We start from the raw sequence: 26,173 nt of genomic DNA, 5'->3' as shown, positions 1-26,173 counted from the left end.
GGTGTTTTCAAGGGGTGATACCATGGAACTAAAAGATATTATGCATATTTTGGAAGATATGAAGGTTGGAGTTTTTGCAACTCTGGATGAGTATGGAAATCCACATGCTCGTCATGCTCATATCACTGCAGCAAACGAAGAAGGGATTTTCTTTATGACAAGCCCAGAAACGCATTTCTATGATCAATTGATGGGGGATCAAAGAGTTGCGATGACTGCTATTTCTGAGGAAGGGTACCTTATCCAGGTAGTGCGTGTAGAAGGGACTGCCAGACCTGTGGAGAACGACTATCTAAAGACAGTTTTTGCGGATAATCCTTATTATCAACATATCTATAAAGATGAGTCTAGTGATACAATGCAAGTATTTCAGATTTATGCTGGTCATGGCTTCTATCATAGCTTGACTCAAGGTCATAAGTATATCTTTTCTATTGGTCAAGGTGAGAATTCAGAGGTTCGTACACTTTGAAAACTAGATGAAAACATCTGATAAGACAAGTATATTTCAAATAATTATGATACAATACTTTTTATAAATGTTTTAGGAGTGTTTGGATAAATGAGAGAAGATATTCAGATCAATGAGCGAGCCCTTGTTTTGTCAGAACAGTTGGTAGAGGTTTTGGAATCTATTTACGATCCGGAAATTGAATTGGATATTTATAATTTGGGCTTGGTCTACGAGATAAATATTGATGAAGTTGGCTTTTGTAAGGTCATTATGACCTTTACAGACTCAGGTTGCTCTTGTGCCGATACTATGCCAGGAGAGCTTGTTACAGCCTTGAAGACCATTGATGGCATTGAAGATGCTCAAGTTGAGATTGTCTGGTCTCCTGCCTGGAAGATGACCCGTATCAGCCGACTTGGACGCATTACACTTGGTATCAGTCCGAAATAAAAAGAAAATGAGTTGCGTGGAGCAGCTCATTTTTTAAATGTTTCATCGTACTGTCTGTCTAATTCTTCCATGGTTTCATAAACAGGATTGGGAATCATGATAACTTGCGGATCCAAATCGACCATACCATAGCTTGGATCGATGCACTCTTCCCAATATTCTAAATGTTTTTTGTCGATATAGGATTCTGAATCGTCGACTTCAATACCCCCTTCTGCTTGGATAGAGTACCAATAGAGGTATTCGCGTCCGTCCGATACCTCGCGGAAGATGGTTTCGACATACATTTTCTCTCCTTCAAGAGTGAGAAGGGTGTCTTCCATGTGCTCATTGAGAAAGGCCATCCATTCATCTACTTGAGCGGTTTTGCCTTCTTTAACACGGAAACGGGATAGTTCGACAGTTAGTTTCATTTTTTCTCCTTTTTTACTCGCTAAGTAATCGCACTGCAGTAACAAAGTTTTCGGGAAGGTGATAGGAGAAGACTTGTCTGTGTGAATAATTCTCAAAAATTGGTGCTGCGATATTGTCAAAAGAGAGAACGGGCTTTTGATTTACAATGACATGCTCTAGCAATTCATCTAATTTACTCCCATGGTTAATATCAAGATAGATATCGCAATTTTTTATCATATCTACTAAGACATAAGCGATGATATGTGGATAGATGAAGACATTTTCTTGGCTACTTAGTTGTTTTAAATTATTTGCGACATCTGTAAAAGCTGTGATATGGAATTCATAATCAGGAAGCTGTTTAACAAGGTATTCAATATTTTGCAACCAATGAGTATTGGTGATTATGAGTAATTTTCCCTTGCAGTGTTTTTTAGGAATCATTGTTTGAATATTTTCCCATTTTTTCAGGATGTCTGTCCAAGCTAGGAAGTGATAGTGCCACCATACCTCACGAAGACGTCCAGAAGAATAAGTATTCCAAGGTTTATCTCCGGAGATATAGTGCAGAATTTTAGGCAAGGGGTCTAAGCTGAGTTCAAATAGATGCTGATGGCGATAGGAAAAGGCTCCTTGATCAAATCCGATTTGAAAATTATAGGTATCATCTAACCAAATTGCTTCGTGACCTAAAACCAAGTTTAAAATAGTTTGGTCACCTTCTTGAATGGAATCCTTTTCCTGTTCTGTTTTTTCGACTAATTTAGTAGTAATATTTTCGGCTTTCCAACGTTTGTTGTTAATGAGCATCATACCGGAATTAAAACCTAGTCCGTAGCCAAATGTTGCTCGAACGACAGCTAGATAGTGTTGGCTAATGTCAATTGTGAATAAGTTGTCTAGGGAATCAGTAATGATGATGTCGCTATCTAGATACAATACTTTGTCCTCAGAGACAAATTGAGGAATAAAATATCGAGCAAAGGCCATGTATGTAATATGTGAAAAACCAGCATACCAGTCTCTATTTAGAGGGACGTCTAATAATTTTATATCGATTAAATCGCTACCAATTTGATTTAGTAACGATTTATAATGAATAAACCATTCTTTAGGGATATCCTGATTAAAAATATAAATCTTAAGATGACTATTATGAAAAATCAAGGATTTCAATGTTGTTTCGATTTGACGGATATAACCATAGTCCCCCGCTAGAACTACAGCCCTCTTCTCTTCTCTTCTCTTCTCTTCTCTTCTCTTCTCTTCTCTTCCTTATGCGGTTGCTTATTGGAAGTCAGAGGAGAGGTCGAATCTTGTAGTTTGACCATATAGTTTCCTCCCTGTGGATTTACGAGTTCTTTTATTTTTTCCCCGTACGTTCTGGTCTCCAGAAGTCGGTAACGGCTCCTTTAGAGGCAGAGGATACAGTGTGGGCGTATTTTCCGAGAACACCACGAGAGTAGAGTGGTGGAATAACAGTTGTTTTCTTGCGTTCTTCGATTTCTTGGTCAGAAACGTGCATGGTGATTTCTTTGGTATCTTGATCAACCGTCACCAAATCACCAGTACGGAGGTAGGCAATTGGACCACCATCCTGAGCTTCAGGTGCGATGTGACCAACAACCAGACCATAAGTACCACCAGAGAAGCGACCGTCTGTTAGAAGAGCTACCTTGTCGCCTTGGCCTTTTCCGACAATCATAGAAGAAAGTGACAGCATTTCAGGCATACCAGGACCACCTTTTGGTCCAACATAGCGGACAACGACTACATCGCCATCTACGATTTCGTCAGTCAAGACTGCTTCAATCGCCTCTTCTTCTGAGTCAAAGACCTTGGCTGGACCAGTGTGGTTGCGGACTTTCACACCAGAAACCTTGGCAACGGCACCTTCAGGAGCAAGGTTACCTTTTAGGATGATGAGTGGGCCATCTGCACGTTTTGGATTTTCAAGTGGCATGATGACATCTTGACCTGGAGTCAAGTCTGCAAAATTCTCTAGGTTTTCAGCAACGGTTTTACCTGTACATGTGATGCGATCGCCATGAAGGAAGCCGTTTTTGAGCAAGTATTTCATAACCGCAGGGACACCGCCGACATTATAGAGGTCTTGGAAAACATATTTACCAGATGGTTTTAGGTCTGCCAAGTGAGGTACGCGCTCTTGGAAATCGTTGAAGTCTTCCAGTGTTAATTCAACATTAGCAGCATGGGCGATGGCTAGAAGATGGAGCGTAGCGTTGGTTGAGCCACCGAGTGCCATGGTAACAGTGATTGCATCTTCAAAGGCTTCACGAGTCATAATGTCAGATGGTTTGATGCCAAGTTCTAGCATGCGCACAACAGCACGACCAGCTTCTTCGATATCAGCCTTCTTCTCAGGAGATTCAGCAGGGTGAGAAGAAGAGCCAGGAATGGACATACCCATTACCTCAATGGCAGTAGCCATGGTATTGGCAGTGTACATACCACCACAACCACCAGGACCAGGACAGGCATTACACTCAATCTGACGAACTTCTTCAGCAGTTAAGTCGCCATTGTTCCATTTTCCGATTCCTTCGAAGACAGAAACCAAGTCAATATCTTTACCATTGAGGTTTCCTGGTGCGATGGTTCCACCGTAGGCAAATACGGCAGGAATGTCCATATTGGCGATAGCAATCATAGAACCAGGCATGTTTTTATCACAGCCACCGATTGCGACAAAGGCATCCACGTTATGCCCTCCCATAGCTGCCTCGATAGAATCAGCAATGATATCACGAGAAGTCAGTGAGAAACGCATACCAGGCGTTCCCATGGCGATTCCGTCTGCAACGGTGATGGTACCGTATTGAACAGGCCAGGCACCTGCATCTTTTACCCCTTCTTTGGCTAATTTTCCAAAGTCATGAAGGTGGATGTTACAAGGTGTATTTTCTGCCCATGTCGAAATAACCCCAACAATCGGTTTTTCAAAACTATCGTCGGTCATTCCTGTTGCTCTTAACATAGCACGGTTAGGTGATTTGACCATCGAATCGTAGACAGAGCTACGATGACGGAGGTTTTTTAGTGTTTCTTTTTCAGTCATTACTCTTCTCCCTATCTTATTTTACCCATTATATCATAGATATGAAAGAAACGATAAAAGATTTGATAACTAATTGGAAATTTCCGAATTTTTCAATAATTCATTCTACAGTAAAAGGCATCTAAGATGTTAAGTGCCCTTGCAATTAATTTGTAGATTAAGTGGTCGTTTTTCGATGATTGCTTGCGGATGGATTGATGAAAAGACCGACTAACGATAGAACTAAGAATCCTGCGCCGATGTACCAATAAGGTTGAACTAAGGTAGTTGAACGTCCAGATAGGTTGATAATGCCTCGGAGAAGACAACCGGCTGTAATAGTTGCAACGCCAGAATTCCAAAAATTATAAGAGAGACGTGAAAGAGTAGGTATAAGTTGCAGCAGACCGAGTAGCATAGCTCCGCCTATTAATGGTACACAGAACATATAATGCATAAAGACAGAGACTTCGCCATAGCTGAGACTTTCATAGATTCGACTGAAAATAAACAGGAAAGATGTCATTGCTAAGTAGGAGATAAACGTTCTTGAAACTCTGGTTGTTGAATTAGTAACCGATGTAGACAATGTCACTCACCGCCCTTTCTGAGATAGTATTTCCATTTGTTGTTGGGTTGTTAATAACTTGACCGTTGAAGTAAAGCGTAGATGAACCCCCACCATCAAGGTTGTAGGCAGTTTGAGCACCATATTGTTTCATAACTTCGGCCAATTGATAGAGAGAGAGTCCTTGGCTTTCAGACGTACGTCCATCTGCTACGACGATGATATAATGATTTTCATCGATAATCCCGATAGCAGAACGAGGGTTGGATGACATTGCACGTCCGACTTCTGTTGAAGTATCGACGACAATTTCGCCGTTTTCGACCAATGATGGACCAAATGCTAAGAGGTTGACAACGCCCTTGTCAATCAATTCTTGAGCGGTAATCTCATTTTCATAAATGACCTCAAATGAGCCATCTGCGTAGATGCCCAAGTCGCCATAAGCTGCATTGTCCCGAACAGTGTCTCGATACAGAACCCCATTCTTAATAACATAACCAGTTGAGTTGGCTCCGTAGTAGTCACCGTTAACAGCTAAGATAGCATTGTTTGCTGCCGCTGTCTCTGAGGTTTTAGCTGTTACGTTCGTGCCATAGGTATTTTGGGCTAGAGCTGTCTTTAAATACTCGGGTGAGCTGACTTGAATATCTGCGACGTAAACAGTTGTGTTGTTGGTAGTGATGGTCTCTAAGTTGATTTGGATATTGTCATCAGTGTAACTAGTATCCGTTGTAGAGACATTAGTTGCAGTGGTTGCGGCAGTTGACGACGATGAAGTAGCTGTGTTCTGGCTATTGGCTGTGGCATTACTGGCAGCAACCGTTGTGATTGCTTCGGAAAGCACGAAGGTTTTTAACATGGAGTAAGTAAAACCTCCTGTCAAAAGCATTCCGAAGATGGATGCGTAGGCAAAGGGTTTTTTAAGCAATTTCATGGGAAAATGATTTCCTTTCTTTAAAAATAATATTCTTTTGAACAAACCACGAAGCTAGGAAAAGGAAGATACCAACTACAAGTTTGACAATGTAGAGGTTGAGTCCTAGAATTTGGTGGAAGAGATAGAGGAGGGCTGTATCGCAAAGAAAGAGGACAAGGGCTAGTGTAAAGTAGCCTGCGCCTGTTCGTGCGATACTTTCATTATTTTTAAAGACCAACCTCTTATTAAGAGCAAAATTACAGGTAGCGCTACAAATGCGAGCAATCGTGTTTGCGACCAATAAGCGTAGAGCAGTTGGTAAGCTAGTGAGTAGCAATAAGGCAAGTGCATATACTCCGTAGTCAACTAGAAATCCACCAAAAGATGCCAGGGCAAATTTGAAGAGATTTTTGTAAATGAGCAGTCCATCTTTTATGGGACGAAAATGTGAACTGGCATTATCATCGATATAAATGGTTTGGATTGGAACTTCCGTAATTTTATAGCGTTGACTTGCCTGAGTTAACATGTTCATCTCGTACTCATAGCGGTCGCCTTCAATATCTAACATGAATGGAATTAAGTCAGTATGGAAACCACGCAAGCCTGTTTGGGTATCGGACACATTGACACCCGTTTGTAGTCTAAACAAGACTCTGGTTAGTTTGTTACCAAATCGGCTACGGAGCGGGATGTCTTTGGTAAATTGACGGACGCCAAGGATGAGGCGGCTTGGTAGATTCATGGCGGCGCGTGCGACACGGTCAATATCATTTACAGCGTGTTGACCATCTGCATCAGCGGTAACAACGACACCAGGCTTTCTCAAATCTTGGATGAAACTAAAGGCTGTTCGTAAGGCTTGGCCTTTTCCTTTATTGACATCGTGGTGGAGAACAATGGCATAGGTTTTGGCGATTTCAAGAATATTTTTGGATGTGCCAGTACTACCATCATCCACAACGATGGCCTGACAATTTAGCCTGTTTTTCATTATTTCTAATAGTTGGATTAATTTTTCATCTGGCTGGTAAGCCGGTATCGCTACATAATACATATCCTAAACCTCATTTATTTTTCTTGTTGGGACTACTATACTGAAGTTTTCTAAAAGCAAGCTGAAACCAAGCCAGTCAAGGGATTGGCTTAAGTTTTACTTAAGAAAATGTTAGGAAATAGTTAAGAAAACGAACAAATGTAGGAATTTTCAGAAAATTTCTTGACATTCTACTTCCTTGTGATAATATAGTAGATAACAAATTTGCAGAGAGGAGGAATATTCGTGCAAGAAATTCAACTAGACCAACCGCGTTCGGGGTCCTATCTCATTTTGGACACCCTGCATCAGCTAGGAGTAGACCTTGTTTTTGGTTATCCTGGTGGGGCAGTTTTGCCTCTATATGATGCTATCTATCAATATGAGGGAATCCAACATATTTTGGCTCGTCATGAACAAGGAGCGGTCCACGAGGCCGAAGGATACGCTAAATCATCAGGAAAGGTGGGCGTAGCCATTGTCACTTCTGGTCCAGGAGCAACAAATGCCATCACAGGCATTGCGGATGCAATGGGAGATAGCGTCCCTTTGTTGGTCTTTACAGGTCAAGTAGCTACACGGGGGATCGGTAAGGATGCCTTTCAAGAGGCCGATGTTTTGGGCATGACCATGCCCATTACGAAATATAATTATCAGATTCGAGATACGGCAGATATTCCTCGTGTGATTACAGAGGCGCTTCATATTGCAACAACTGGTCGTCCAGGTCCGGTTGTCATTGACGTTCCAAAAGATATTCAAGAGAGAGTAGTTGATTTTTATCACGATCCAACTGTTCAACTTCCAAGTTATCAACCGACAGTTGAACCAAATGGTTTGCAGGTTAAGAAAATTTTGAAACAGCTTAGCCAAGCTCAAAAACCAGTTATATTGGCTGGTGGTGGTGTCAATTATGCAGATGCCAATAAAGAATTAGTTGCCTTTGCAGAGCGCTATCATATTCCAGTAGTTTCAACCCTCCTTGGATTAGGTGCAATGCCCATTGAGCATGAATTATCCTTGGCTATGGGGGGGATGCACGGTTCATACGCTGCTAATATGGCTATGGATCAGGCTGATTACATTATCAATATTGGAGCGCGATTCGATGACCGCCTAACAGGAAATCCAACAACCTATGCGGCAAATGCGACGGTAGCACATATTGATATTGATCCCGCAGAAATTGGTAAAGTTGTCAAAACGGCTATTCCAGTAGTAGGAGATGCTAAGGCAACCTTGAAAGCTCTGCTTGCTTTAGAAACAGTCGAAACAGGCTATGCTGATTGGACGGCACAAGTATTGGAAAACAAACGTCGGGCGCCATTTTGGTATGATGAAGATGAAAAGTTTATTAAGCCACAGGCGGCAATTGAATTAATTGGTCAGTTGACGCAAGGGGATGCCATTGTCGTGACAGATGTTGGTCAGCATCAAATGTGGGCTGCCCAATTCTACCCCTACAAACATGCACGTCAACTTGTAACATCTGGAGGCATGGGAACCATGGGCTTTGGTATTCCTGCGGCTATCGGTGCCAAATTAGCCAATCCAGATAAAGAAGTAATCATCTTTGTCGGTGATGGCGGCTTCCAAATGACCAACCAAGAATTGGCTATTTTGAATGGCTATGGTGTACCGATTAAGGTTGTATTGATCAATAACCACTCTCTTGGAATGGTTCGTCAATGGCAGGAATCCTTCTATGAAAAGCGTCGTAGCCAATCTGTCTTTGACGATGAACCGAATTTCCAATTGTTGGCAGAGGCCTACGGAATTAGTCATTATAGTTTTGACAATCCAGCGACTCTAAGTGAAGATATGAAAGTTATCTTAGAAGATAAACCAATGCTCATAGAGGTTCATATTTCTAATCGTGAACATGTTCAACCGATGGTGCCAGCAGGTAAGAGCAATGCAGAAATGTTGGGGGTGAAGTTCAATGCGTAGAATGTTAACAGCTAAATTGCGAAATTCATCTGGTGTTCTGAATCGTTTTACAGGTGTCCTATCTCGTCGCCAAATCAATATTGAGTCCATCTCCGTCGGCCCAACAGAAGTAGATGGCATCTCACGTGTGACGGTGATTGTAGATGTGGCCAGTCACGATGAGGTCGAACAAATCATTAAACAGCTGAACCGCTTGATTGATGTGGTCCGTGTCCGTGATTTGACGGACATTCCCCACTTAGAGCGTGAGGTGATTCTTGTTAAAATTTCAGCTCCGCCAACAAAACGAGCAGAAATTTTAGCGATTATCCAACCCTTTAGAGCAAATGTTGTTGATGTGGCACCGCACTCCATTACCATTCAAATGACAGGTGATGGAGATAAGATTGACGCCCTCCTGCGTGTGATTCAGCCTTATGGCATTAAGAATATCGCAAGAACGGGTGCGACTGGCTTTAGTAGAGACTAATCCTTTTCGATACTAAATCCTATCCTGCGTTGATTTGGCTTGATGAACGTTAGTTCTATCTTCGTCTACATCGCCTAGTCTAGCCTTCATTTTCTTTGAACATCCAAAACTACAAATAAAAATAGAAAAGAGAAAAAATTATGACAGTAACAATGCAATATGAAAAAGATGTAACAGTAGCAGCACTTGACGGTAAACGTATCGCCGTTATCGGTTATGGTTCACAAGGTCATGCCCATGCTCAAAACTTGCGTGATACAGGGCATGATGTCATCATCGGTGTGCGTGCAGGTAAGTCATTTGACAAGGCAAAAGAAGACGGTTTTGAAACTTTTGAAGTAGCAGAAGCAGCAAAACAAGCAGATGTCATCATGATCTTGGCTCCAGACGAAATCCAAGCAGACCTTTACAATGACGAAATCGCTCCAAACTTGGAAGCGGGCAATGCCCTTGGTTTTGCCCATGGTTTCAACGTTCACTTTGAATTTATCAAGGTACCAGCAGATGTGGATGTCTTCATGTGTGCACCAAAAGGTCCAGGTCACTTGGTCCGCCGTACCTTTGAAGAAGGTTTTGGAGTACCAGCCCTCTATGCTGTTTACCAAGATGCAACTGGCAATGCAAAACATATTGCGATGGACTGGGCAAAAGGTGTTGGTTCAGCCCGTGTTGGTCTTTTAGAAACAACTTTCAAAGAAGAGACAGAAGAAGATTTGTTTGGTGAGCAAGCTGTTCTCTGCGGTGGTTTGACAGCCCTTATGCAGGCAGGTTTTGAAGTCTTGACAGAAGCTGGTTATGCACCAGAATTGGCTTATTTCGAAGTTCTCCACGAGATGAAACTCATCGTTGACCTTGTCTACGAAGGTGGCTTTAAGAAAATGCGCCAATCTATCTCAAACACTGCTGAATTTGGTGACTATGTATCAGGACCACGCGTGATTACAGACCAAGTTAAAGAAAACATGAAAGCAGTCCTTGCAGATATTCAATCTGGTAAATTTGCAAATGACTTTGTAAATGACTATAAAGCAGGCCGTCCACGTATGGAAGCTTATCGTAAAGAAGCAGAGAATCTTGAAATCGAAAAAGTAGGTGCAGAACTCCGCAAAGCAATGCCATTTGTCGGACGCAATGATGACGACGCATTCAAAATCTATAATTAAACACTAACATGGTAGATAGGGGGATAGTCAGCTTTACTTTGAGTGATGGCAATACATTTAAGGTTTGAGTTGGCGGATGAGGGGATGTCATTCCCTTTTTCCCTTATCTCCGAAAATGAATAAAAGAGCTGGTTTTTCCAGCTCTTTTGCCCATTTTGTTCATAAATAGATCTTTACAAAATTAAACATTCGTTTTCTGTTGAATAACATGCTAGTAGCTTGAATATAAGTATAAATACTAGGATTTTCTAGGGAATAATGATACAATAAATATAGAAAGAAATTAATGGAACTATGATTACAGCAAAAAATGTAGAACAAGCATACTCCGTTCTTAAGCGCGTGGTAGTACGTACCCCCTTGGATTATAGTCGATACTTGTCGGAAAAATATGGTGCAACTATTTATTTAAAAAGAGAAAATGAACAGCGTGTTCGCTCTTTTAAAATTCGAGGAGCCTATTATGCTATTTCACAATTGACAGATGATGAGAAGTCACGCGGAGTGGTCTGTGCTTCAGCCGGAAACCATGCTCAAGGTGTGGCCTATACCTGTCAGGAAATGCAAATTCCTGCTACGATTTTTATGCCCATTACAACTCCGCAACAAAAAATAGGGCAGGTTAAATTTTTCGGAGGAGACTACGTAGAGATTCGGCTCGTAGGTGATACCTTCGATGAGTCAGCCAAGGCGGCACAAGATTATACTCAGGAAAGTGGGAAAACCTTTATAGACCCATTCGATGATGAAAATGTGCAGGCTGGTCAGGGAACAGTAGCCTATGAAATCTTGGAAGAAGCGGAAGAGCAAACCATTAGTTTTGACCAAATTTTAGTTCCCATAGGAGGAGGTGGTCTGGTTGCAGGCGTTTCGACCTATCTAAAAGAACATGCACCTGAAATTAAGATTGTTGGTGTTGAAGCAAGTGGGGCACGGTCAATGAAAGCGGCTTTTGATAAAGGTCGTCCGGTTAAATTAGACCAAATTGATAAATTTGCTGACGGTATTGCGGTACAGAAAGTCGGTAAGTCGACCTACGAAGTGGCTCGGAAATACGTAGATCGGCTGATTGGTGTGGATGAAGGATGGATTTCCGGGACTATTTTAGACCTCTATTCTAAGCTGGGTATTGTTGCTGAGCCAGCAGGAGCAGCAACGATTGCAGCTCTTGAGGTAGTCAAGGACCAAATCAAGGGGCAAACCATTTGTTGTATCATTTCTGGTGGTAATAACGACATCAACAGGATGCCGGAAATGGAGGAACGTGCGCTTATCTACGAGGGAATTAAACACTACTTTGTTGTTAATTTTCCACAACGTCCAGGGGCTCTTCGTGAATTTGTAAATGAAATTCTAGGGCCAAATGATGATATTACTCGTTTTGAATATATCAAACGTGCCAATAAGGGAACAGGACCGGTTCTAATCGGTATTGCCCTAGGAGATAAAAAAGATTATGCGCAGTTTATTTCTCGCTTGGAAGAATTTGATCCCCAGTACATCAATCTTCATGAAAATGATTCGCTTTATAAAATGCTAGTTTAGGAGGTCATTATGGTGCTTGGTCCAATTGTTTTTATTGGTAGTTTCTTGTTTTTTGTACTGATTGCTTTGATTTTGATTGCTTCAGGGCTATACGTTGTTAAGCAGCAGACGGTCGCTATTATTGAGCGCTTTGGGAAATACCAAAAAACATCTACTTCAGGTATAAACTTTAAAATACCATTTGGAGTCGATGTCATCGCAGCCCGCATTCAATTGCGGATGTTGCAAAGTGAAATTGTGGTAGAAACCAAGACGCAGGATAACGTTTTTGTCACAATGAATGTGGCAACTCAATATCGAGTAAATGAAAATAATGTGACGGATGCCTATTACAAACTCATGCACCCAGAAGCACAGATTAAGTCCTATATTGAAGATGCCCTGCGTTCATCTGTGCCTAAATTGACCCTGGATGAGCTCTTCGAGAAAAAGGATGAGATTGCACTTGAGGTACAAAAACAAGTAGCAGAAGAAATGTCAACCTACGGTTATGTTATTGTCAAAACCTTAATTACCAAGGTAGAGCCAGACGCCGAGGTTAAACAATCTATGAATGAAATTAACGCAGCTCAGCGGAAACGGGTTGCGGCCCAGGAATTGGCAGAAGCTGACAAGATTAAAATTGTCACAGCAGCAGAAGCGGAAGCTGAAAAGGATCGCTTGCATGGTGTAGGTATTGCACAACAACGTAAGGCGATTGTAGACGGACTGGCAGATTCGATTCGTGAACTGAAAGAATCAAATGTTAGCCTATCTGAAGAGCAGATTATGTCTATCTTGCTGACCAACCAATACTTGGATACTCTCAATAATTTTGCACAAGGAGGTAATCAAACTATCTTCCTTCCAGGGAATCCGGAGGGGGTCGAAGACATAAGGACGCAAATACTATCATCACTTAGGGCAAAATGATGGTAAAAACCGAACAATTTACTTGACAAAATAGGTTTAACTGTATTATACTTAATTGCACGAATAAAAAGGAAAGGGGTTTCTCATGACAAGTTACGAAAAAGTAGCCGCAGTTGTCGGCTGGGTTCGTGAAAAGAAAATCACAGGTTACCGTATCAGTAAGGAAACAAATGCTCGTGAAATGTCAGTTATCGCTCTTGCACAAGGTCGCGCTAAGATTGACAATATTTCATTTGCAACTGCCTTGGGTTTGATTGATTTTTACGACAAAAACCACAAGAAATTTGAAAACTAATCTAAATGGTTTCATTTAGAGATGTCCAAAAAGGAGGGGAATTCTGCGAATTCCTCTTTTTTTAGTCTAAAAAACTTACCAGCTTTGAAACTGGTAAGTAATAGTCTTCTATGGAACAGATTGAGTTTATCCAAGAAAACGCTGAAGGAATTCACGTGTGCGTTCTTCTTGTGGATTTTCAAAGATTTGTTGAGGGCTGCCTTCTTCGGCGATGACACCCTTATCCATAAAGATAACGCGGTCAGATACGTCACGGGCAAATTCCATTTCGTGAGTTACGATAAGCATCGTCAATCCTGATTTTGCCAAATCTTGCATGGTTTTGAGAACTTCCCCAACCATCTCTGGATCGAGAGCAGAAGTCGGTTCATCAAAGAGGATAACTTCTGGGTCAACAGATAGGGCGCGTGCAATGGCCACACGTTGTTTCTGTCCCCCAGAGAGTTGACTTGGTTTGGCTTGCCAGTACTGTTCGGTCATGCCAACCTTGTTGAGATTTTCTTTGGCGATTTTCTCTGCCTCAGCTCGATCTCGTTTCAGTACCGTAGTTTGTGCTACAATGGCATTTTCCAATACATTTAGATTGTTGAAAAGGTTGAAGGATTGGAATACCATACCTAGTTTTTCACGGTAAGTCGTCAAATCATATCCTTTGGCCAAAACATCTTGTCCGTGGTATAGAATCTGTCCTTCTGTTGGTGTTTCCAAAAGGTTGATAGATCGGAGGAAGGTTGATTTTCCCGAACCAGATGAACCGATGATTGAGATAACCTCGCCTTTTTCAACGCTAATAGAGATGTCTTTGAGGACTTGATTTTGTCCGTATGATTTCTTTAGATTTTTGATTTCAAGAATTACATTTTTAGTCATGCGGCACCTCGACTTGCATTTGGTTTGCACCTGTTGTGTATGTATCTGTATCAAAATGCTTTTCAACTGCGCGTAAGATACGTGTCACAGTAAAGGTTAGGATGAAGTAGATAATAGCAATAACCGTAAAGGTTTGGAAATATTGATAGGTTTGGGTTGCGACAGTATTTCCTGAGAAATAGAGTTCAACAACTGAGATAACGTTCAATACAGAAGTATCTTTGATATTGATGACAAATTCATTACCAGTCGCTGGTAAGATGTTACGAATAACCTGTGGAAGGACAATCTTACGCATTGTCTGATTATGGGTAAATCCGAGAGCAGTAGCAGCTTCAAATTGGCCCTTATCGACGGCAAAGATACCACCGCGGACAATCTCACTCATGTAGGCACCTGTGTTGATGGATACAATGAAGATAGCGGCAAGTGTGCGGTCAAGATTAAGTCCGAATGCTTGGGCGGTACCATAGTAAATAACCATGGATTGTACAATCATTGGCGTACCACGGAAAATTTCGATGTAGATATTGATAATCCAACCGAGCACTTTCTGACCAATAGCAAGCGCCTTGTTTGCTGCTTTTGGAGCTGTACGGAAGACACCGATGAGGAGACCGATAGCAGTACCGATAATTGTACCGAGGATGGAAATGAGTAATGTCATCCCAGTTCCGCGCAGAAGTTGTTGCCAGTTGTTAACAACAATATTCCAAACTTGGGCGAAGAAACTGGGTGTTTCGCCCTCGCTGGCTTCTTCAACGGGTTGGTTTTCAATCATATCATCCATAAGTGCGATTTGCTCTTCTTCTGAAATAGTTGCTAAGACTTCGTTGACCTGAGTGATACGAGCGTCATCTTTGCGCATACCGACAGCAATGGTCACGTCTTCGGCATTGGTCTCAAAACTGTCTGCCAATTCAACCATTTTGAAAGCTTTATTTGCCGCTTCTGCTGTACGACCTTCTGGGCGTTCAGAAACATAGGCGTCTATAATGCCAGATTCTAAAGCTTGACGGATTTGGGAGAAATCTCCCATGGCAGTCTGTTTGTTAGCCCCTTCGATTTGGTCAATCAAATCATAGAGGTAAACCCCTTGCTGGGCAGTGATTTTTGCACCAGCAAAATCTGCCAAGCTGGCTGCGTTTGCGTACTGACTATCAGAACGAACAACCAGGGTAGGAATTGAAGTGTAGTAGCTATCTGAGAAGGCGATTTCTTTCTTGCGCTCTTCTGTCGGGCTCATACCGGCGATAATCATATCGATTTTACCAGATGTAAGAGCAGGGACCAACCCTTCCCACTTGGTTTTAACAACCAAGAGTTCTTTGTCCATGGATGCAGCGATTTTTTTTGCAACCTGAACATCATATCCGTTGGCAAATTGATTGGTTCCCTCAATAGGAACGGCACCGTTGCTATCATCTTCTTGGGTCCAGTTAAATGGTGCGTAGGCGGCTTCCATACCGACCCGCAGGTATTCGTCTGCCCGAACCCCTGTTGCTACAGAAAAAACAGCGATTAGGGTCAGCAGAAATATACTGAGTTTACGTTTCATAATGTCTCCTTTAAAATGCTATTACACCATTTTATTAAAAATTCTGACAAATTTCAATATCCTTGAACTATCATTGTGTTATTTTTTTATGGTATAATAATTAGAATTGAAAAAAAGGAGTTTATTATGATTTTGGAATTGTTGAAAGCCATTTTTTTAGGAATCATTGAAGGGGTAACGGAATGGTTGCCAGTCTCTTCGACAGGACATTTAATTTTGGTTCAAGAGTTCGTGAAATTAAACCAAAGTAAGAACTTCCTAGAAATGTTTAATATTGTCATTCAGCTAGGAGCAATTCTAGCAGTTATGACCATTTACTTTAAAAAATTGAATCCATTTCAGCCTGGAAAAAACAAGCGTGATATTCAATTGACTTGGCAATTATGGGCCAAGGTTGTCATTGCCTGTATTCCGTCCATCCTAATTGCAGTCCCGTTGGATAATTGGTTTGAAGCGCACTTCAATTTTATGGTACCGATTGCGATTGCTTTGATTGTCTACGGTATTGCCTTTATTTGGATTGAGAATCGTAACAGTGGTGTAGAGCCACAGGTGACGGACCTAGCGAAAATGTCTTATAAAACTGCCTTGTTGATTGGGTGTTTCCAGGTCTTAAGCATCGTTCCGGGGACTAGTCGATCAGGTGCGACCATTCTGGGAGCGATTATTTTGGGGACCAGCCGATCTGTGGCGGCAGATTTTACTTTCTTCCTTGGGATTCCAACCATGTTTGGTTATAGTGGCTTGAAAGCTGTTAAATATTTCTTAGATGGCAATAGCCTGAATATGGAGCAGGTATGGATCTTGCTAGTCGCTAGTGTGACGGCTTACTTGGTATCCTTAGTTGTTATTCGTTTCTTGACAGACTTTGTTAAAAAACATGATTTCACGGTTTTTGGTTACTACCGCATCATTTTAGGGGTGATTTTATTGGTTTATGCCTTTATCACATTTTTATTTTAAGAGCAGGGAGACCTGCTTTTCTTTTGTCTTTCGAGCTTGGTTTTAGTATAATGGTGGAAGATATGTATGAGTATTGAAAATGATCAATCAATTTTAAGAAATTGATGAATCAATGAATGAGGTAGTTATGAAAGTAAAGCAAATTAGTGATTCAACCTTGAAAATCACTATAAAATTAGATGATTTGGAAGAGAGAGGAATGGAACTTTCGGACTTTCTCATTCCGCAAGAAAAGACAGAGGAGTTCTTCTATACTGTTTTGGATGAATTGGATTTACCAATGACTTTCCGAGAAAGCGGTATGTTGAGTTTTCGTGTGACTCCGAAGCCAGATCGGGTGGACATCTTTGTTACCAAATCTGATTTGGATCAGAGCTTGAATTTCGATGAATTTACAGATTTTTCGGAACTTGGTGATGTTGCAAGTATGACTCCAGATGAGTTTTTCAAGAGTTTGGAGCAAACCGTTCGTGAGAAAAGTGCACCGGATGCAACAGCCGTTCGTCATTTGGAAGAGGTAGAGCAAGAGGAAGAAGCAGATGAAGAGGAGCAGGAGCGCTATATTTACTATATTTTGGAATTTCCAACGATAGAGGATCTGTTTACTTTTGTTGGTACGGTTGATTATCCAGTAGAAGAATCGGAATTATATAAAATGGATGGTCACTACTACTTGACCGTTCTTATCAATGTAGAAAATCGTTCCAAGCAGTATCCAGGCTACATTCTCTCACGAATGTTGGAATTTACCAATGATACGAAGTTGACCAGACCTGCTTTACAAGAACACGGAACTTTGATGCTTCCGCTTGCGGCAATCGAGGAGCTTAGGAAGGTTCCGACAGTATGATTCCTTTTGCTCTAAAATACATAATGGTCATTATTACAACCATGGTCATATCAGCCATTGCGACTCCCTTGGTTCGTTTTATGTCCCTGAAGGTTGGAGCAGTCGATAATCCCAATGCACGGCGGATAAATAAGGTGCCCATGCCTTCAGCGGGAGGGCTGGCTATCTTTGTGGCATTTACCATTTCTGTCCTATGGTTTTTACCAGGAATTGTTACCCGTGTCAATTACCATGGCACTTACTTGCATTATATCTGGCCCCTGGTCCTAGCATCCAGCATTATCGTTCTTACGGGATTCATTGATGATGTCAAGGAGCTAAAGCCTGCACCTAAAATGTTTGGTATTCTAGCGGCAGCGACGATCATTTGGATTTTTACGGAATTTCGTTTTGATAGCTTTAAGATTCCTTTTGGAGGACCTTTCCTTCAATTTCCTGTCTGGCTCTCTTTTCTATTAACGGTCCTTTGGATTGTTTCTATTACGAATGCAGTCAACTTGATTGATGGTCTGGATGGTCTGGTTTCGGGAGTATCGATTATTTCCCTGACAACGATGGGAATTGTGTCTTATTTCTTTTTGCATGATAGCAATATTTTTTTGACCTTAACCATCTTTGTTTTGGTCGCAGCGATTGTTGGATTTTTACCTTATAACTATAATCCTGCCATCATTTATCTTGGCGATACAGGTGCCCTCTTCATCGGGTTTATGATTGGAGTCTTGTCCCTTCAAGGACTGAAAAATTCGACAGCTGTTGCAGTGGTTACTCCGATGATTATTCTTGGAGTGCCTATTACGGATACTGTAGTAGCCATCATTCGTCGAAAATTGTCTGGGCAAAAAATCTATGAAGCAGATAAGATGCATCTGCATCATCGCTTGCTCTCTCTGGGACTTACTCATCGTGGCACAGTATTGGTGATTTACGCCATCTCTTTCTTATTCTCCCTGACCTCTCTTTTGCTCAATGTTTCGAGTAGAATAGGAGGGGTTCTCCTATTGGTGACCATGGGACTGGGAATTGAGATTCTCTGTGAATTGATTGGCATCTTTGGTATCAATAGAACTCCGTTGCTCAATCTTCTTCGGTTTATTGGTAATAGTAGTTACCGTCAAGAAAAAATCGCAAAGTATAAAAAGTGCTACGAAGAGAAAAAAAGAAAATAAGAATCTTTCTAAACAAGATAAGAGCCGTCAGGCTCTTTTTTTGATATAATATAGTGGATATGGTTAATTAATACTCAATGAAAATCAAAAGTAGCCTAGGAAACGAAGCCGAAGATAGAACTCTGTTACTATCTTATTTCAAGGTAACAGGCTGAAAACCTCCACTGGAGCTTTTCACTCATCAAGGTAAGTTGACAACGGATAATTTTGATTTTCGAAGAGTATAAAATTGTCAGAAAAGACTATTTTATAGATTAACACTCTCTGAAAATCATCATTAACAAGAAAAGAGGCTGGGCTCAAGGCCCGCACCGCTTCTCAAAGTTGGCGTCAATATCTCAGCGCAGTAGTGGTTAACAGTCCAGTGGAGTGAAACAACTAGAAATAAAGATTTGTTGACGAACTCTTCTATGAATGGTCGGGTTCTTTCCCACTGCCAAAGTTGAGTCTTGTCGGTGTATCTAGTTAGCTTGGTCAGTTAATGTGGTTTTTGAAGAGGACAAAAATGAAAAGGAGCACAGCATGTCAGTATTAGAAATCAAAGACCTTCATGTGGAAATTGAAGGCAAAGAAATCTTGAAGGGTGTGAATTTGACCCTTAAAACAGGTGAAATTGCAGCCATCATGGGACCGAACGGAACAGGGAAATCCACCCTTTCAGCAGCCATCATGGGCAATCCAAGTTATGAAGTGACCCAAGGTGAGATTCTGTTTGACGGTGTCAATGTTTTAGAATTAGAAGTCGATGAACGTGCCCGTATGGGACTCTTTTTGGCTATGCAGTACCCGTCAGAAATTCCAGGGATTACTAATGCAGAGTTCCTCCGTGCCGCTATGAATGCTGGTAAGGAAGATGAAGACAAGATTTCTGTGCGTGATTTCATTACCAAGTTGGATGAAAAAATGGAACTCCTCAACATGAAAGAGGAAATGGCAGAGCGTTATCTCAACGAAGGCTTCTCAGGTGGTGAGAAAAAACGCAATGAGATTTTGCAACTGCTCATGTTGGAGCCAACCTTTGCTCTTCTTGACGAGATTGACTCAGGCTTGGACATCGATGCCCTCAAAGTCGTGTCAAAAGGTATCAATGCCATGCGTGGCGAAGGTTTCGGTGCCATGATTATTACCCACTACCAACGCTTGCTCAACTACATCACACCAGACGTTGTCCATGTCATGATGGAAGGCCGTGTCGTGCTTTCAGGCGGACCGGAATTGGCACAACGCTTGGAAAAAGAAGGTTATGTCCAAGTTGCAGCTGAGCTTGGCATCGACTACAAAGAAGATGACCTTTAAGTCTTTGGAGGAAGCTATGACCAAAGAAAAAATTCAAGAATTTTCAGCCTTGCAGGCAGAGCCAACTTGGTTGACAGACCTGCGTCTTAAGGCTTTTGACAAAATAGCAGAGCTGGACTTGCCAGTTATTGAGCGGGTCAAGTTTCATCGTTGGAACCTTGGTGACGGAAGCCTAGCCACAAATGATGAAATCGGGGCTGTTCCAGATTTTACAGCTATCGGTGACAATCCTATGTTGGTTCAAGTTGGCAGCCAAACGGTTCTAGAACAGTTGCCGGTTGACCTTGTAGAGAAAGGTGTAGTCTTTACGGACTTTGCCTCAGCCATGGATGTCATTCCTGATGTCATTGAAAAATACCTCGGTGCTGCCGTAGCCTACGATGAGCACAAATTAGCGGCTTACAACACTGCCTATTTTAACGCAACTGCGGTACTTTACGTGCCAGACAATGTTGAAATTGACCAGCCAGTTGAGGCTCTTTTCTACCAAGACAGCACCAGTCCAGTTGCCTTTAACAAACGTGTCCTTATCATCGCAGGAAAAAACGCCAAGCTTAATTACCTGGAACGTTTTGAAAGTCTGGGTGATGGAGCAACAGCGACTTCAGCCAATATTGTCGTAGAAGTAATCGCCCTTGCTGGTAGCCAAATCAAGTTTGCGGCTATTGACCGCCTTGGTAAGCATTTGGATACCTACCTCAATCGCCATGGCCATCTCGGAAACGACGCTAGTATTGACTGGGCCATTGGTCTTCTCAACGAAGGAAATGTCATTGCGGACTTGGACAGCGAATTAAAAGGAAACGGCAGCCATGCCAATCTCAAGGTTGTCGGTCTTTCATCTGGTCGTCAGGTACAAGGTGTGGACACCCGCGTGACCAACTATGGTCATAATTCGGTCGGACATATCCTTCAACACGGGGTTATCTTAGAAAGCGGAACCTTGACCTTCAATGGTATCGGACACATTGTTCGTGGTGCTAAAGGGGCAGATGCCCAGCAGGAAAGCCGTGTCCTCATGCTGTCTGACAAGGCTCGCTCCGATGCCAACCCAATTCTCCTTATCGATGAGAATGAGGTCACAGCTGGACACGCAGCCTCAATCGGTCAGGTGGATCCAGAAGACATGTACTACCTCATGAGTCGTGGTCTGGACCGAGCAACTGCTGAACGCTTGGTTGTTCGCGGTTTCCTTGGCGCAGTCATTACCGAAATTCCTGTCAAGGAAGTTCGTGACCAGCTGATTGCCGTGATTGAAGAAAAACTAACAAAGAGATAAGATATGGATTTGGAACGCATTCGCAAGGATTTTTCAATCCTAGACCAAGTTGTTAACGATGAGCCGCTGGTCTATTTGGACAATGCGGCGACTACTCAAAAACCGCAGCAGGTACTAGATGTGCTGGCGGATTATTACCAGAAGGATAATGCCAATGTTCACCGTGGCGTTCACACCCTTTCGGAACGGGCAACGGCTCGCTACGAGGCGGCTCGGCAGAAGGTGGCAGATTTTATCCAGGCCAAGTCTAGTAAGGAAATTCTCTTTACCAGAGGAACGACAACCGGTCTTAACTGGGTGGCTCAGTTTGCAAAGGAAATTCTCCAGCCAGACCAGGAAGTGATAATCTCAGTTCAAGAGCACCACTCCAATATCATCCCTTGGCAGCAAGCCTGTCAGCAAACAGGTGCTAAGCTCCGCTATGTGACCCTAAAAGACGGCGAGCTAGACATGGACCACCTGCGGTCGCTACTGTCTTCCAAGACCAAGTTCGTCTCCCTGGCCCACGTATCCAATGTCCTAGGCAGCGTGGCTCCTATTGGGGAAATAGCAGAGCTGGTGCATGAAGTCGGTGCCTACTTGGTGGTGGACGGAGCCCAGTCCGTTCCCCACATGGCCGTCAACGTGCAAGAATTAGACGTGGACTTCTATGCCTTTTCAGGTCATAAAATGTTGGGACCGACAGGAATCGGCGTCCTCTACGGCAAGGAAGAATTGCTCAATCGCATGTCGCCAGTCGAATTCGGCGGTGAAATGATTGACTTTGTCTATGAGCAATCAGCCACTTGGAAGGAATTACCTTGGAAGTTTGAGGCAGGAACGCCCAATATTGCAGGTGCGATTGGGTTGGGAGCGGCCATTGATTACCTGACCGAAATTGGTATGGACGCCATCCAGGCCCACGAGGCAGAACTGGTTGACTATGTCTTTCCAAAATTGCAGGCTATTCCAGGCTTGACCATTTATGGTAGTCAGGACCTGTCCAAGCGGACGGGAGTTATTGCCTTTAACTTGGATGACTTGCATCCACACGATGTGGCAACTGCTTTGGACTATGAAGGTGTTGCTGTGCGGGCTGGCCACCATTGTGCCCAACCGCTTCTCAGATATTTGCAGGTGCCTGCTACTGTACGAGCAAGTTTTTACATCTACAATACCAAGGCCGACTGTGATAAGTTGGTCGAGGCAATTATCAAGACAAAGGAGTTTTTCAATGGCCCTATCTAGATTAGATTCTCTTTATATGGCAGTTGTGTCTGAACACTCCAAGTCGCCTCGTCATCGCGGAAGTTTGGACGGAGTGGAGAAACTAGAACTCCACAATCCAACCTGCGGTGATGTGATTGAACTATCAGTCAAGATTGAAAAAGATGTGATTACCGATATTGCTTTTGACGGAGTTGGGTGCACCATTTCAACCGCATCGGCTTCTATGATGACTGAAGCAGTGCTTGGCAAAGAAATCAGTCAGATTCAAGAGCTGGCGGAAATCTTCTCACAAATGGTCCAAGGGCAAGATGATGAACGTCAAAAGGAACTAGGGGACGCCTCCCTCCTTGCAGGTGTCGCCAAATTTCCTCAACGAATCAAATGTGCCACATTACCGTGGAATGCCCTGAAGAAAGCAATCGAACGCAGTGAGAGTGCTGAATGAAGGATAACTGCGACATGAGCGATTTTGGTCGATAATAGCAAAATCAGCGAATTAGCTCCAAAGGTTTAGGGAACCTTTGGAGGTTGGAAATGAAGCGAACGTAGTTCGTGTCATTGGTAGAAATTGGTTTCGTTTTGCGAAACACGAATATCAAGTTCCAACCAAGTTTAGTGTCTTGAAGAAAGCAATCGAACGAAGTGAAGGTGCTGAATGAGCATGAACAAATAAATAAAAATGAAAATCATACAGAAAGGATTGTTCAGTTTCTGATTGGAATTGAACAGGCCCAGGAAGCTTTGAAGAAAGCGTAACAGCATTCTCATACTTTTTGGGCTTAGTATCTTATATTATGTCAGAAGAAAGAATTGAACCAACCCCGATTGACCTTGGGGAATATAAATTCGGTTTCCATGATGAAAACGTGGAACTGGTGGCTTCGACTGGTAAGGGATTGAACGAAGAAGTCATTCGTGAAATGTCCCGTATCAAAGGCGAGCCTGAATGGATGTTGGAATTCCGGTTGAAATCCTATGAAACCTTCAAGAAAATGCCGATGCAGACTTGGGGAGCCGACTTGTCTGAACTGGATTTTGATGATATTGTTTACTATCAAAAACCGTCGGATAAGCCAGCACGTAGCTGGGATGATGTGCCAGACAAAATCAAAGAAACCTTTGAACGCATCGGTATTCCAGAGGCTGAGCGTGCCTACCTAGCAGGTGCTTCTGCCCAGTACGAATCAGAAGTGGTCTACCACAACATGAAGGAAGAGTACGACAAGCACGGTATTATCTTTACAGATACCGATACGGCTCTCAAGGAACACCCAGAACTCTTCAAAAAGTACTTTGGAAAACTCGTTCCGCCATCAGATAACAAACTGGCTGCCCTTAACTCAGCGGTTTGGTCAGGTGGAACCTTCATCTACGTACCGAAAGGCGTTAAGTTGGATATTCCGTTGCAAACCTACTTCCGTATCAACAATGAGGGGACAGGTCAGTTTGAACGCACCCTTATCATTGTGGATGAAGGAGCAAGTGTTCACTATGTAGAAGGCTGTACCGCTCCGACTTACTCAACGGCCAGCCTTCACGCTGCTATTGTAGAAATCATTGCCCATGAAGGTGCCTATATGCGTTACACGACCATTCAAAACTGGTCTGACAACGTCTATAACTTGGTAACCAAACGTGCCCGTGCCGAGAAAAATGCTACAGTTGAGTGGATTGACGGAAACCTTGGTGCTAAGACGACCATGAAATACCCTGCGGTTTACTTGGAAGGTGAAGGGGCTCGTGGTACCATGTTGTCCATTGCCTTTGCCAATAAAGGTCAGGTACAGGATACCGGTGCCAAGATGATCCACAATGCACCGCGGACTTCATCTTCTATCGTATCCAAATCCATTGCCCGTGGTGGTGGAGAAGTCAACTACCGTGGTCAAGTAACCTTTGCTAAAAACTCAGCCAAGTCCATCAGCCACATCGAGTGTGACACTATTATCATGGATGATATTTCCAAATCAGATACCATTCCATTTAATGAAATCCATAACTCACAAGTGGCCCTTGAGCACGAAGCCAAAGTATCAAAAATCTCAGAAGAACAGCTCTATTACCTCATGAGCCGTGGCTTGTCCGAGTCCGAAGCTACAGAGATGATTGTCATGGGCTTTGTCGAACCATTCACAAAAGAACTCCCAATGGAATACGCAGTCGAACTCAACAGACTGATTGCCTATGAGATGGAGGGGAGCGTTGGCTAATTTGTGTAGCTCCACATAGCTAAGAAGCTATTTGGAGCACACAAATGCCAACGCTCGTTGGAAATAGAGAGCGACGGCAGTCGCTCTTCTTTGTAATCATATAAAAATTCCAGGCCTCCCACCAAATTACTACAAAGCGGCCTTATATAAAAGAACACAGACTCTAAAAAGAATCTGTGTTCTTTTTCATCTATTAAAAAGCTAATTTATAATTTTTCATTGACATAGCGGACAAATTGATTCCACCAAGAGAATGGCCAGGATGCTTCTTTCATATCGCTAGGGATAATCATATCGACACTAGCTTGCTCGGAAATATAACCTTTTCCAATGAGATCTTGATCTTTCAGTTGCAGTTTGCCAACCAGGGTCCCTGCTTTGAGGGGAGCATCAATTTCTTTTATATCCGTTGTGAAAGTTGCAGTGGGGACATTATCAGTTTGATTTCGTTGAACAACAGTTAAATCTGCTGCTGCAACAACAGGACTTGTTTCTTTTTCGCCATTGAAAACATTTATTTTACTATCTTCAAAAGCTTCACCTTTTTTTACTAGCGTAACAAGCGAAAAGTTAGAATAAACATAGTTCATTAAATCATTTGTCGCGACAAATCGATTTTCTGGAGAGGTCAGCCCATCAGTGGCATTCAATACTACTGTGATAATACGCATACCAGCTTGTTGAGTTGTTGCAAGAAAACTTGAACCTGCTGAGTTTGAGGTCCCTGTTTTTAAGCCGTCAACCCCTCCACGAGCGTGAGTACCATCGCTTAGCATTTGGTTGGTGCTATAGTAAGTGTAGCCACCAAAATCGTAGGCGTTTAGTGAGGTAATGTCGAGTACCTGAGGATAGTCGAGTATTAATCGTCTTGCAATGATAGCAACATCTAGGGCTGAAAACATATTTACATCTTCAGGACTGGAGCCTGGATAAATATTTTCACCTAAGTCGGTATTGTCTAGTCCGGATACATTGACAATCTTTGCGTCGGTAATTCCCCATTCTTGGACTTTTGCTTTCATTCGATCCACGAATGCAGCTTCGCTACCGGCTATTTTTTCTGCCAGAGCAATAATAGCACTATTGGATGATGTTATTAAAGAAGCGTTTAATAGGTCTCTTACCGAATAGGACCGTTCATCAAGGTTGACGTTGCTTAATTCTGTATTAGAAGTGAGACTATAGGGATAATCAGAAATATCTACCATAGTATCTAAAGTGATCTCACCCTTTGCCAGTGCTTCGTAGACCAGGTAAAGGCTCAATGTCTTACTGATAGAAGCAATGCTTGCTTTGGTTTCGGCATCTTGCTCATACAAGATTTTGCCGCTACTTACTTCAACTGCGATAGCATGCTTAGCTGCAACAGAAAAATCTTCTGCCAAAATAGGTGTGGAAGTGAAAAAAAGAGCAATAACTGTAGTGAGTGTTAGTAAAAATTTACGCATAATCATTCCTTTGGCTGTTATTTTATTCTATTATATCACAAGAAATGTGAGAAAAATTTGGAAAAAATATGTAAAAAATAAGAAAATGCTGAAAAATTATGTTTTT

General features: G+C 42.4%; 25 protein-coding genes. 16 read left to right on the top strand and 9 right to left on the bottom strand.

The genetic code is table 11. From position 1 onward, the window contains the following. The first annotated feature begins 22 nt into the window (after window positions 1-22). On the top strand, window positions 23-472 hold the full coding sequence (locus P7J58_RS03205; protein ID WP_002942240.1) for a pyridoxamine 5'-phosphate oxidase family protein: 450 nt from the start codon (window positions 23-25) through the stop codon (window positions 470-472). A gap of 90 nt (window positions 473-562) precedes the next feature. Next, on the top strand, window positions 563-904 hold the full coding sequence (locus P7J58_RS03200) for a metal-sulfur cluster assembly factor (protein WP_029177360.1): 342 nt from the start codon (window positions 563-565) through the stop codon (window positions 902-904). A 26-nt stretch (window positions 905-930) separates the two neighbouring features. Here the strand turns inward: P7J58_RS03200 and P7J58_RS03195 are convergent, their stop codons facing one another. The 6 genes from P7J58_RS03195 to P7J58_RS03170 all read right to left on the bottom strand — a co-directional run bounded on the left by P7J58_RS03195 (window position 931) and on the right by P7J58_RS03170 (window position 6,902). Beyond that, window positions 931-1,317 (bottom strand): DUF6176 family protein, encoded by a 387-nt coding sequence (locus P7J58_RS03195; protein ID WP_408555671.1) that lies wholly within the window; start codon window positions 1,315-1,317, stop codon window positions 931-933. Window positions 1,318-1,330: 13 nt separating this feature from the next. Beyond that, window positions 1,331-2,476 carry a glycosyltransferase gene (locus P7J58_RS03190; protein WP_225620741.1) on the bottom strand — a complete coding sequence of 382 codons (1,146 nt, stop codon included), beginning with the start codon at window positions 2,474-2,476 and terminating at the stop codon, window positions 1,331-1,333. A 187-nt stretch (window positions 2,477-2,663) separates the two neighbouring features. Further along, complete coding sequence (gene ilvD / locus P7J58_RS03185; RefSeq protein WP_408555670.1) at window positions 2,664-4,379, bottom strand: dihydroxy-acid dehydratase; 1,716 nt, start codon at window positions 4,377-4,379, stop codon at window positions 2,664-2,666. A gap of 157 nt (window positions 4,380-4,536) precedes the next feature. After that, on the bottom strand, window positions 4,537-4,953 hold the full coding sequence (locus tag P7J58_RS03180) for a hypothetical protein (RefSeq protein ID WP_408555669.1): 417 nt from the start codon (window positions 4,951-4,953) through the stop codon (window positions 4,537-4,539). Beyond that, window positions 4,928-5,863 (bottom strand): phosphodiester glycosidase family protein, encoded by a 936-nt coding sequence (locus tag P7J58_RS03175; protein ID WP_408555668.1) that lies wholly within the window; start codon window positions 5,861-5,863, stop codon window positions 4,928-4,930. Before P7J58_RS03175 ends, P7J58_RS03180 begins: the two co-directional genes overlap by 26 nt. Next, window positions 5,850-6,902 (bottom strand): GtrA family protein, encoded by a 1,053-nt coding sequence (locus P7J58_RS03170; protein ID WP_408555667.1) that lies wholly within the window; start codon window positions 6,900-6,902, stop codon window positions 5,850-5,852. The genes P7J58_RS03175 and P7J58_RS03170 overlap by 14 nt, the downstream gene beginning before the upstream one ends. 225 nt (window positions 6,903-7,127) lie before the next feature. Here P7J58_RS03170 and P7J58_RS03165 point away from each other — a divergent pair, with 225 nt between their 5' ends. From P7J58_RS03165 to P7J58_RS03140, 6 genes are all read left to right on the top strand, one after another. After that, complete coding sequence (locus tag P7J58_RS03165; protein WP_408555666.1) at window positions 7,128-8,831, top strand: acetolactate synthase large subunit; 1,704 nt, start codon at window positions 7,128-7,130, stop codon at window positions 8,829-8,831. Next, window positions 8,824-9,300 (top strand): acetolactate synthase small subunit, encoded by a 477-nt coding sequence (gene ilvN / locus P7J58_RS03160; protein WP_002942256.1) that lies wholly within the window; start codon window positions 8,824-8,826, stop codon window positions 9,298-9,300. Before P7J58_RS03165 ends, ilvN begins: the two co-directional genes overlap by 8 nt. A gap of 140 nt (window positions 9,301-9,440) precedes the next feature. Further along, window positions 9,441-10,463: a ketol-acid reductoisomerase gene (ilvC, locus tag P7J58_RS03155; RefSeq protein ID WP_002942259.1), complete on the top strand. Its 1,023-nt coding sequence runs from the start codon at window positions 9,441-9,443 to the stop codon at window positions 10,461-10,463. Window positions 10,464-10,757: 294 nt separating this feature from the next. Further along, a complete protein-coding gene (gene ilvA, locus P7J58_RS03150; protein WP_024376590.1) occupies window positions 10,758-12,008 on the top strand; it encodes a threonine ammonia-lyase IlvA in 1,251 nt (416 codons plus the stop codon). Window positions 12,009-12,017: 9 nt separating this feature from the next. Continuing rightward, on the top strand, window positions 12,018-12,920 hold the full coding sequence (locus tag P7J58_RS03145) for an SPFH domain-containing protein (RefSeq protein WP_002942264.1): 903 nt from the start codon (window positions 12,018-12,020) through the stop codon (window positions 12,918-12,920). Between the two features lie 85 nt (window positions 12,921-13,005). Continuing rightward, window positions 13,006-13,215, top strand: coding sequence for a hypothetical protein (locus P7J58_RS03140; protein ID WP_009910800.1), 210 nt, complete (start codon window positions 13,006-13,008; stop codon window positions 13,213-13,215). Between the two features lie 126 nt (window positions 13,216-13,341). On the opposite strand, the gene P7J58_RS03135 is transcribed toward P7J58_RS03140, so the two are convergent. Continuing rightward, entirely contained in the window at window positions 13,342-14,085 is a 744-nt protein-coding gene (locus P7J58_RS03135) for an amino acid ABC transporter ATP-binding protein (RefSeq protein WP_012775335.1), read from the bottom strand. Continuing rightward, window positions 14,078-15,643: an ABC transporter substrate-binding protein/permease gene (locus tag P7J58_RS03130; RefSeq protein ID WP_408555665.1), complete on the bottom strand. Its 1,566-nt coding sequence runs from the start codon at window positions 15,641-15,643 to the stop codon at window positions 14,078-14,080. Before P7J58_RS03130 ends, P7J58_RS03135 begins: the two co-directional genes overlap by 8 nt. Window positions 15,644-15,766: 123 nt before the next feature. Here P7J58_RS03130 and P7J58_RS03125 point away from each other — a divergent pair, with 123 nt between their 5' ends. From P7J58_RS03125 to sufB, 8 genes are all read left to right on the top strand, one after another. Next, window positions 15,767-16,606: an undecaprenyl-diphosphate phosphatase gene (locus tag P7J58_RS03125; protein ID WP_408555707.1), complete on the top strand. Its 840-nt coding sequence runs from the start codon at window positions 15,767-15,769 to the stop codon at window positions 16,604-16,606. Window positions 16,607-16,733: 127 nt separating this feature from the next. After that, window positions 16,734-17,456: an adaptor protein MecA gene (gene mecA / locus P7J58_RS03120; RefSeq protein ID WP_029177367.1), complete on the top strand. Its 723-nt coding sequence runs from the start codon at window positions 16,734-16,736 to the stop codon at window positions 17,454-17,456. Continuing rightward, window positions 17,453-18,625 carry a glycosyltransferase family 4 protein gene (locus P7J58_RS03115; protein ID WP_029175760.1) on the top strand — a complete coding sequence of 391 codons (1,173 nt, stop codon included), beginning with the start codon at window positions 17,453-17,455 and terminating at the stop codon, window positions 18,623-18,625. The genes mecA and P7J58_RS03115 overlap by 4 nt, the downstream gene beginning before the upstream one ends. Before the next feature lie 522 nt (window positions 18,626-19,147). After that, window positions 19,148-19,921, top strand: a complete 774-nt coding sequence (gene sufC / locus P7J58_RS03110; protein ID WP_408555664.1) for a Fe-S cluster assembly ATPase SufC — start codon at window positions 19,148-19,150, stop codon at window positions 19,919-19,921. Between the two features lie 16 nt (window positions 19,922-19,937). Then, the gene (gene sufD, locus P7J58_RS03105) at window positions 19,938-21,200 is read left to right on the top strand and encodes a Fe-S cluster assembly protein SufD (RefSeq protein ID WP_408555663.1); all 1,263 of its coding nucleotides are present in this window, start codon (window positions 19,938-19,940) and stop codon (window positions 21,198-21,200) included. A gap of 3 nt (window positions 21,201-21,203) precedes the next feature. Next, window positions 21,204-22,427 (top strand): cysteine desulfurase, encoded by a 1,224-nt coding sequence (locus P7J58_RS03100; RefSeq protein ID WP_408555662.1) that lies wholly within the window; start codon window positions 21,204-21,206, stop codon window positions 22,425-22,427. Next, on the top strand, window positions 22,414-22,854 hold the full coding sequence (gene sufU / locus P7J58_RS03095) for a Fe-S cluster assembly sulfur transfer protein SufU (RefSeq protein WP_099806687.1): 441 nt from the start codon (window positions 22,414-22,416) through the stop codon (window positions 22,852-22,854). The genes P7J58_RS03100 and sufU overlap by 14 nt, the downstream gene beginning before the upstream one ends. A 349-nt stretch (window positions 22,855-23,203) precedes the next feature. After that, window positions 23,204-24,619: a Fe-S cluster assembly protein SufB gene (gene sufB / locus P7J58_RS03090; protein ID WP_002938151.1), complete on the top strand. Its 1,416-nt coding sequence runs from the start codon at window positions 23,204-23,206 to the stop codon at window positions 24,617-24,619. A 206-nt stretch (window positions 24,620-24,825) separates the two neighbouring features. On the opposite strand, the gene pbp3 is transcribed toward sufB, so the two are convergent. Continuing rightward, on the bottom strand, window positions 24,826-26,067 hold the full coding sequence (gene pbp3, locus P7J58_RS03085) for a D-alanyl-D-alanine carboxypeptidase PBP3 (protein WP_332424643.1): 1,242 nt from the start codon (window positions 26,065-26,067) through the stop codon (window positions 24,826-24,828). Window positions 26,068-26,173 lie beyond the last annotated feature (106 nt).

The organism is Streptococcus suis (genome assembly GCF_046032535.1).
GTDB classification, from domain to species: domain Bacteria; phylum Bacillota; class Bacilli; order Lactobacillales; family Streptococcaceae; genus Streptococcus; species Streptococcus suis_AK.
This window is presented reverse-complemented; position numbering and strand designations above follow the sequence as displayed.

Excerpts from the sequence above, each read along its gene's own strand:
- P7J58_RS03205 (WP_002942240.1), top strand. The coding sequence starts at position 23 with ATGGAACTAAAAGATATTATGCATATTTTGGAAGATATGAAGGTTGGA.
- P7J58_RS03200 (WP_029177360.1), top strand. The coding sequence starts at position 563 with ATGAGAGAAGATATTCAGATCAATGAGCGAGCCCTTGTTTTGTCAGAA.
- P7J58_RS03195 (WP_408555671.1), bottom strand. The coding sequence starts at position 1,317 with ATGAAACTAACTGTCGAACTATCCCGTTTCCGTGTTAAAGAAGGCAAA.
- ilvD (WP_408555670.1), bottom strand. The coding sequence starts at position 4,379 with ATGACTGAAAAAGAAACACTAAAAAACCTCCGTCATCGTAGCTCTGTC.
- P7J58_RS03175 (WP_408555668.1), bottom strand. The coding sequence starts at position 5,863 with ATGAAATTGCTTAAAAAACCCTTTGCCTACGCATCCATCTTCGGAATG.
- P7J58_RS03170 (WP_408555667.1), bottom strand. The coding sequence starts at position 6,902 with ATGTATTATGTAGCGATACCGGCTTACCAGCCAGATGAAAAATTAATC.
- ilvN (WP_002942256.1), top strand. The coding sequence starts at position 8,824 with ATGCGTAGAATGTTAACAGCTAAATTGCGAAATTCATCTGGTGTTCTG.
- ilvC (WP_002942259.1), top strand. The coding sequence starts at position 9,441 with ATGACAGTAACAATGCAATATGAAAAAGATGTAACAGTAGCAGCACTT.
- ilvA (WP_024376590.1), top strand. The coding sequence starts at position 10,758 with ATGATTACAGCAAAAAATGTAGAACAAGCATACTCCGTTCTTAAGCGC.
- P7J58_RS03145 (WP_002942264.1), top strand. The coding sequence starts at position 12,018 with ATGGTGCTTGGTCCAATTGTTTTTATTGGTAGTTTCTTGTTTTTTGTA.
- P7J58_RS03140 (WP_009910800.1), top strand. The coding sequence starts at position 13,006 with ATGACAAGTTACGAAAAAGTAGCCGCAGTTGTCGGCTGGGTTCGTGAA.
- P7J58_RS03135 (WP_012775335.1), bottom strand. The coding sequence starts at position 14,085 with ATGACTAAAAATGTAATTCTTGAAATCAAAAATCTAAAGAAATCATAC.
- P7J58_RS03130 (WP_408555665.1), bottom strand. The coding sequence starts at position 15,643 with ATGAAACGTAAACTCAGTATATTTCTGCTGACCCTAATCGCTGTTTTT.
- mecA (WP_029177367.1), top strand. The coding sequence starts at position 16,734 with ATGAAAGTAAAGCAAATTAGTGATTCAACCTTGAAAATCACTATAAAA.
- P7J58_RS03115 (WP_029175760.1), top strand. The coding sequence starts at position 17,453 with ATGATTCCTTTTGCTCTAAAATACATAATGGTCATTATTACAACCATG.
- sufC (WP_408555664.1), top strand. The coding sequence starts at position 19,148 with ATGTCAGTATTAGAAATCAAAGACCTTCATGTGGAAATTGAAGGCAAA.
- sufD (WP_408555663.1), top strand. The coding sequence starts at position 19,938 with ATGACCAAAGAAAAAATTCAAGAATTTTCAGCCTTGCAGGCAGAGCCA.
- P7J58_RS03100 (WP_408555662.1), top strand. The coding sequence starts at position 21,204 with ATGGATTTGGAACGCATTCGCAAGGATTTTTCAATCCTAGACCAAGTT.
- sufU (WP_099806687.1), top strand. The coding sequence starts at position 22,414 with ATGGCCCTATCTAGATTAGATTCTCTTTATATGGCAGTTGTGTCTGAA.
- sufB (WP_002938151.1), top strand. The coding sequence starts at position 23,204 with ATGTCAGAAGAAAGAATTGAACCAACCCCGATTGACCTTGGGGAATAT.
- pbp3 (WP_332424643.1), bottom strand. The coding sequence starts at position 26,067 with ATGCGTAAATTTTTACTAACACTCACTACAGTTATTGCTCTTTTTTTC.